The following is a 6,230-nucleotide window of genomic DNA, read 5'->3' as shown; positions in this document are numbered from 1 at the left end:
CGGGTCCGCGTGGGGTGTCGCGGGCGGGGGTGATGCGAGCGGCGGTCACGCGGGCGGCTCAGCGCTGCGGCCGGGCCCCCAGCACGTCGCGGAACAGGGCCTGCCGCAGCGCCAGTTCCCGCGGGTCGCTCCACAGGTGGAAGCCGAGCCGGTTCATCACGTAGGCGAACCCGATGCCGGTGTCGGGGTCGGCGAACCCGAACGAGCCGCCGAGACCCGGCGTGCCGAACGCCTTGTCCGAGGAGCCGAACCGGAAATGGTCGACCGGTTTGCAGTAGCCCAGGGAGAACGCCGAATCCACGTGCAGCACCTTGTCGCGTACCCCACCTGACGGTGCGACCGCCGGGGCGGCCAACTCCGCGCGCACGGCCGGGGTCCAGCCCAGTTGCTGCCCGCCGGTGGCGGCGCAGCCGTAGGCGCGGGCGACCGCCCGGGCGGTGCCGATCCCGTTGGCGGCCGGGATCTCCACCCGGCGGATCTCCTCCCGGTTGAAGTCGCGCATCGGGTCGATCCCGGCGATGACGTTGGCGGCCCGGCCGGTCAGCCCGAACGGGTTCAGAAACGCCAGCGTCAGCCGGGGCGGCAACGCGTTGATGTGCAGCAGGGCCCGCGCCCGGTGCCAGCCGTGCAGCCACGCCACCCGGTCGCGGTCCACCGTGTCGGGCAACCCGATGTGCAGGTCCAGCTCCAGCGGCGCGGCGACCTCCTCAGCGAAGAAGCGACCCAGAGTGCGGCCGGCCGGATCGGCGTGCCGGATCAACTCCGACTCGTACCAGCCCAGCGTGATCGCGTGATAGCCGTGCCGGGTGCCCGGCGGCCAAGCCGGGGCCTGCGCCGCCAGCGCCTCGGACAACCGGTCGGTGCCGGCCAGATCCGCCGGAGACAACCGGGCGTCCAACGCGGGCAGCCCGGCCTGGTGGGCCAGCAGCTGGCGCACCGTGATCGCGGCCTTGCCGGCCCGGGCGAACGCCGGCCAGTAGTCGGCGACCTTGGCGTCGTAGTCGATCAGGCCGCGGGCGGCGGCCACCGCCACCGCCAGCGAGGACACCCCCTTGGTGGTGGAGAACATGTTGACCACGGTGTCGGCCCGCCACGGGTCGGCGGTGCGGCCGTCCTGGTAACCGCCCCACAGGTCAACGACCTTGACCCCGTCGCGGTACACCGCCACCGCCGCCCCGACCTCGCGGCCGCCGGCGAAGTTGGCCCGGAACGCGTCGGCGACCCGGCCGTAGCCCTCCTCGACATCCCCGCCGATCAACTCCGGCACCGTGCCGCTGGCAGCCATCGCCTACCTCCTGTCCGGCGGTGTCCGCGGCCGATTCGGGGGCGCGGAGCACTCCGGGCTCACCGTACGGGGTCATCGGTACTCTCGACGCATGTTCTCCTTCCTGCCCGGCGTCCCCGGCGCCGACGAGGTGCGCGCCCTGGTCCGCCGCGTCGACACCGCCCGCCACCGCGGCGTGCCCAACGGCTGTGTGCTCGAACTGGATCTGCAGACCCTGCCGCGCGAAACCAGCAGGTTCGACCCGCTGGCCCTGCTCAGCGCCGGCGGCCGACCGCCGGTACTGCGCCAGGTGGTCGACGCCCTGCACCGCGCTGCGGAGGACCCGCGGGTGGCCGGGCTGATCGCCCGGGTACAGCTGCCCGCGGCCACGGCCGGCCCGGTGCAGGAACTGCGGGAGGCGATCGCGGCGTTCAGTGCCGTCAAGCCGTCGGTGGCCTGGGCGGAGACCTACCCGGGCACGCTGTCGTACTACCTGGCCACGGCGTTCAACGAGATCTGGATGCAGCCGTCCGGCACGGTCGGGCTGGTCGGGTTCGCCACCAACGCGGTCTTCCTGCGCACCGCGATGGAGAAGATCGGGCTGGAGGCGCAGTTCGTCGCGCGCGGCGAATACAAGTCCGCGGCCAACCTGTTCACCGAGGACGGTTACACCGACGCGCACCGCGAGGCCGACACCGCACTGGTGGAGAGCATGCACGCCCAGGTGCGTCAGGCGGTGGCCGCTGCCCGCGGGATCGGGGCCGACACCGTCGACACCCTCGCCGACCGGGCGCCGCTGCTGCGCGACGACGCGGTGAACGCCGGGCTGGTCGACCGGATCGGCTTCCGCGACCAGGCCTACGGCCGCATCGCCGAACTCACCGGCGCGGAGGGGATCGCACCGGATCGCGGTGACCCCGACTCCGACGCGGCGCCGCCGCGGCTGTACCTGTCCCGCTACGCGCACGCCACCGCCGACCGGCCCGGCCCGCCCCTGCCGAGCCTGCCGGGCCGCAAAACCAAACCGGTGATCGCGGTGGTCACCGTCGACGGGGCCATCGTCAGCGGGCGCGGCGGGCCGCAGCCCGCCCCGCTGGGCCGGTCCAACGCCGGTGGGGACACCATCGCCGCCGCGCTGCGCGACGCGACCGCCGACGACGACGTGGCCGCCATCGTGCTGCGGGTGGACAGCCCCGGCGGATCGGTCACCGGCTCGGAGACCATCTGGCGGGCGGTGGCCACCGCCCGCGCCGCGGGCAAACCCGTCGTCACCTCGATGGGCGCGGTCGCGGCCTCCGGCGGCTACTACATCGCCGCGGGCACCGACGCGATCGTCGCCAACCCGGGCACCATCACCGGATCGATCGGGGTGGTGACCGGCAAGCTGATCGCCCGCGACCTCAAGGAACGCCTCGGGGTGGGCAGCGACACCGTGCGCACCAACGCCAACGCCGACGCCTGGTCGATCAACGCTCCGTTCACCGACGACCAGCGCAAACAGGTTGAGGCGGAGGCCGACCTGTTCTACACCGACTTCGTCCAGCGGGTCGCCGAGGGCCGCAACATGAGCCCCGACGCGGTCGACGAGATCGCCCGGGGCCGGGTGTGGACCGGCGCCGACGCGCTGGACCGCGGCCTGGTCGACGAGTTGGGCGGGCTGCACACCGCGATCCGCCGGGCCAAGACACTGGCCGGGCTGGACCCCGACGCCGACGCCCGGATGGCCTACTACCCGGGCTCCTCGCTGGTCGAATTGCTGCGGCCGCGGGCATCCTCGCAGCCGGCCGCCGCGTCACTGTCCGACGCCGTCGGGACGCTGCTGGTGCGCTCGGTGCTCGGCGTCGCCGAGGAGGTGGACCGCGCCTTCAGCGGGGCCAGCGTGCTCTGGCTGGGCGAGCCCCGGCTGTAGCCCGCGCTGGCGCCGCCGAGCGTGTCACCAGTGCGAAAATCTGCGCGAATTTTGACCTGAAATGCACGCTCGGCGCGACAGGTCACCCGCCCAATGTGCCGCTGACGTAGATGATCTCGCCCATCGGGTCGTCATCGTCGGTCAACTGCGGCGCCGGGATGCCGTGCTCGGCGAACAGCGAGGCCCGCGACACCTGCGTCACGGTCCAGCCGGCCAGGGTCAGGTAGTCGCCGACGTGGTTGCGGCCCTCGGTGAAGATCAGCGACGTCATGTCGATGTCGAAACCGTGTTGGCGGAACCGGTCCGCGGCGGCCCGGGCCTTCTCCGGGTCGAAGTCGCGCAGCCCGGGCACCGACTCGGTGGCCAGGGTGCTGCCGGGTGAGGACAACGCGGTGATGTTGTCGAAGAGCCGGTCCTGGGCGTCGGGCGGCAGATAGATCAGCAGGCCCTCGGCCACCCACGCGGTGGGCCGGGTCGGGTCGAAGCCGGCTTCCCGCAGGGCGGCCGGCCAGTCCTGGCGCAGGTCGACGGCGACGGTGCGGCGTTCGGCGTTGGGGTCGGCGCCGAGCTCGTCCAGGGTGGTGGTCTTGAACTCGATGACCTGCGGCTGGTCGACCTCGTAGACGGTGGTGCCGTCGGCCCACGGCAGACGGTAGGCGCGGGAGTCCAGCCCGGCGGCCAGGATCACCGCCTGGCGGATTCCGGCGCCGGCGGCGGCCACGAAGTAGTCGTCGAAGAACCGGGTGCGCACCGCCATCCCGTCGATCATGGCCTGCATCCGCTGCTCGGCATCGGGTTCAACGGCGCTCAGGTCGATCTCGCGGTCCATCAGCTTGGTGAGGAACTCCACGCCGACGGCGCGCACCAGCGGGGCGGCGAACGGGTCGTCGATCAGCCCGCGCGGGTCCGCCGACGCCATGGCCCGGCCCGCCGCGACCATGGTCGCGGTGGTGCCCACGGACGAGGCCAGATCCCAGCTGTCGTTGTCGGTGCGTGCCATCAGAACTCCTGAATGTCGGGGGCGAGAAGGTCGGGGACAAGGGCGGGTCAGGTCCGGGTTGCCAGGACCGCGGTGGAATTGCGCATCGTTTCCGCCGCGGCGCCATCCGGTCCGGTGCCGTCGGGGTAGTCCCGGCCGTAGCCGGCGAAGACCTCCGCGCGGGTGCGGGTGGTGACCTGCCAGCCGCGTGCGCGCAGGTAGTCGTCGGCGGGCTGCCGCTCGCCGGGGTAGAACAGCTCGCCGAGGTCGAGGTCGAACCCCGCGGCACGCCACTGCTCGCTGAGCGCGCGGGAGCGGGCGCCGAGGGCGGCGCCGCCGTCGGGGTGGTACTCGGTGGCCAGCCGGCTGCCGGGGGCGGAGAGCGCGGTGATGTCGTTGAAGAGCCGGTCCTGGGCGTCGGGCGGCAGATAGGCGAGCAGGCCTTCGGCGCTCCACGCGGTGGGCCGGGCCGGGTCGAAGCCGGCTTCCCGCAGCGCGGCCGGCCAGTCGTGGCGCAGGTCGACGGCGACGGTGCGGCGGTCGGCGGTGGGCTTCGCGCCGAGTTCGGCCAGGGTGGTGGTCTTGAACTCGATGACCTGCGGCTGATCGATCTCGTAGACGGTGGTGCCGGCCGGCCAGCCCAGCCGGTAGGCGCGGGAATCCAACCCGGACGCCAGGATCACCGCCTGGTCGATGCCGGCGTCGGCGGCGTCGGTGAAGAAGTCGTCGAAGAATCGGGTGCGCACCGCCATCACCGCGGTCATCAGGCCCGCGGTGGCGTCGGCCTCGGCGGGCGCGCTGATCTCCCCGTCGACCAGCCGGGTGAAGAACTCCACCCCGACCGCGCGCACCAGCGGGGCGGCGAACGGGTCGTCGATCAACGCGTCGGGTTCCCGGCTGGCCAGTGCCCGTGCGACCGCGACCATGGTCGCGGTCGCACCCACGGACGAGGCCAGATCCCAGCTGTCGGAGTCACTGCGTGCCATCGTCGCCCAGCCTAGGTGTATTGACCACAAGCATTATTGACGCGGCTGATGGGTGGCTTGCCGTCGAGCGCGGTGTGGCAGCGGTGATGGTTGTAGGTGTGAAGGAAGTCAGCGAGAGCCGCAGTTCGTTCGGCGTTACTGGAGTACGGGCGTACGTAGGCCCATTCGTCGAGGAGTGTGCGGTTTAGGCGCTCGACCTTGCCGTTTGTCTGCGGGCGGTACGGGCGGGTGTGCTTGTGGATGATGCCGGTGGCGGCCAGGGTCTGAGTGAACAGTTTGGACCGGTAGCAGGATCCGTTGTCGGTCAGGACGCGCTCGACGGTGATGCCGTGCTCGGTGAAGAAGGTGTTCGCGCGCTGCCAGAATGCTGCGGCGGTCTCCTTGCGCTCGTTGGTCAGGACTTCGCTGTAGGCGAGCCGGGAGTGGTCGTCGATGGCGGTGTGGACGAAGCTGTAGCCGATGACGGGGGTGCCGCCCTTGCGTGCGTCGGTCGTGGCCTGTCTGAGGGGGACCCGTTTGGTGGTCCAGCCGCTATGCGACTTTCGGTTGGTGGGTCGCGGCCCACTGTAGGGCAAACTCGGCGGGGGTGCGGTCGCCATGGGCAGAGTGAGGCCGGTTGGCGTTGTAGTCCATCCTCCAGTCCTCGATGATCACCCGGGCTTCCAACAGCGAGTCGAACCGCCACAGGTTGAGCAGCTCGTCCCGCAGGCGGCCGTTGAACGATTCGATCCAGGCGTTCTGCCACGGCGAGCCCGGATCGATGAAAAGCGAACCAGCACTGTTGAATCGACACCAATCAGCTACGGCGTGCGCGACGAACTCGGGACCGTTGTCGAAACGCACATAGTGCGGCGCCCCATGGAGGAGTGCCAGGCGATCCAAGACGTCGACGACACCATCGGCGTCGATGGAGCGATCCACTTCGATGGCGAGTGCTTCGCGGGTGAACTCGTCGATCACGTTGAGCATCTTCAGGGTGCGTCCGTCGGCGGTGGTGTCGAACTGAAAATCCATCTGAGGGGGACCCGTTTGGTGGTCCAGCCGCTATGCGACTTTCGGTTGGTGGGTCGCGGCCCACTGTAGGGCAAACTC

Annotated in this window: 4 protein-coding genes and 2 pseudogenes; 1 reads left to right on the top strand and 5 read right to left on the bottom strand. The window is 71.3% G+C overall.

All coding sequences use genetic code 11. From position 1 onward, the window contains the following. Positions 1-58 precede the first annotated feature (58 nt). Positions 59-1,285: a serine hydrolase domain-containing protein gene (locus AWC30_RS13055; protein ID WP_085110661.1), complete on the bottom strand. Its 1,227-nt coding sequence runs from the start codon at positions 1,283-1,285 to the stop codon at positions 59-61. A gap of 91 nt (positions 1,286-1,376) precedes the next feature. Between AWC30_RS13055 and sppA the strand changes: the two genes are divergently transcribed. Continuing rightward, positions 1,377-3,173: a signal peptide peptidase SppA gene (sppA, locus tag AWC30_RS13050; RefSeq protein ID WP_085110660.1), complete on the top strand. Its 1,797-nt coding sequence runs from the start codon at positions 1,377-1,379 to the stop codon at positions 3,171-3,173. A gap of 82 nt (positions 3,174-3,255) precedes the next feature. On the opposite strand, the gene AWC30_RS13045 is transcribed toward sppA, so the two are convergent. From AWC30_RS13045 to AWC30_RS13030, 4 genes and pseudogenes are all read right to left on the bottom strand, one after another. Continuing rightward, complete coding sequence (locus AWC30_RS13045; protein ID WP_085110659.1) at positions 3,256-4,173, bottom strand: class I SAM-dependent methyltransferase; 918 nt, start codon at positions 4,171-4,173, stop codon at positions 3,256-3,258. 47 nt (positions 4,174-4,220) lie between these two features. Continuing rightward, positions 4,221-5,138, bottom strand: coding sequence for a class I SAM-dependent methyltransferase (locus tag AWC30_RS13040; RefSeq protein ID WP_085110658.1), 918 nt, complete (start codon positions 5,136-5,138; stop codon positions 4,221-4,223). An 11-nt stretch (positions 5,139-5,149) separates the two neighbouring features. Then, positions 5,150-5,617 (bottom strand): annotated as a pseudogene (locus AWC30_RS13035) (integrase core domain-containing protein); the annotation flags it as partial. Positions 5,618-5,669: 52 nt separating this feature from the next. Next, positions 5,670-6,152 (bottom strand): annotated as a pseudogene (locus tag AWC30_RS13030) (integrase core domain-containing protein); the annotation flags it as partial. Between the last annotated feature and the right edge of the window lie 78 nt (positions 6,153-6,230).

This window comes from Mycolicibacillus trivialis (assembly GCF_002102395.1).
GTDB classification, from domain to species: domain Bacteria; phylum Actinomycetota; class Actinomycetes; order Mycobacteriales; family Mycobacteriaceae; genus Mycobacterium; species Mycobacterium triviale.
The sequence above is the reverse complement of the archived record's forward strand: the minus strand, read 5'-3'. Positions and strand labels throughout refer to the sequence as shown.

What these genes read in the sequence shown, in the direction of transcription:
- AWC30_RS13055 (WP_085110661.1), bottom strand. Translation starts at nt 1,285, where the DNA reads ATGGCTGCCAGCGGCACGGTGCCGGAGTTGATCGGCGGGGATGTCGAG.
- AWC30_RS13045 (WP_085110659.1), bottom strand. Translation starts at nt 4,173, where the DNA reads ATGGCACGCACCGACAACGACAGCTGGGATCTGGCCTCGTCCGTGGGC.
- sppA (WP_085110660.1), top strand. Translation starts at nt 1,377, where the DNA reads ATGTTCTCCTTCCTGCCCGGCGTCCCCGGCGCCGACGAGGTGCGCGCC.
- AWC30_RS13040 (WP_085110658.1), bottom strand. Translation starts at nt 5,138, where the DNA reads ATGGCACGCAGTGACTCCGACAGCTGGGATCTGGCCTCGTCCGTGGGT.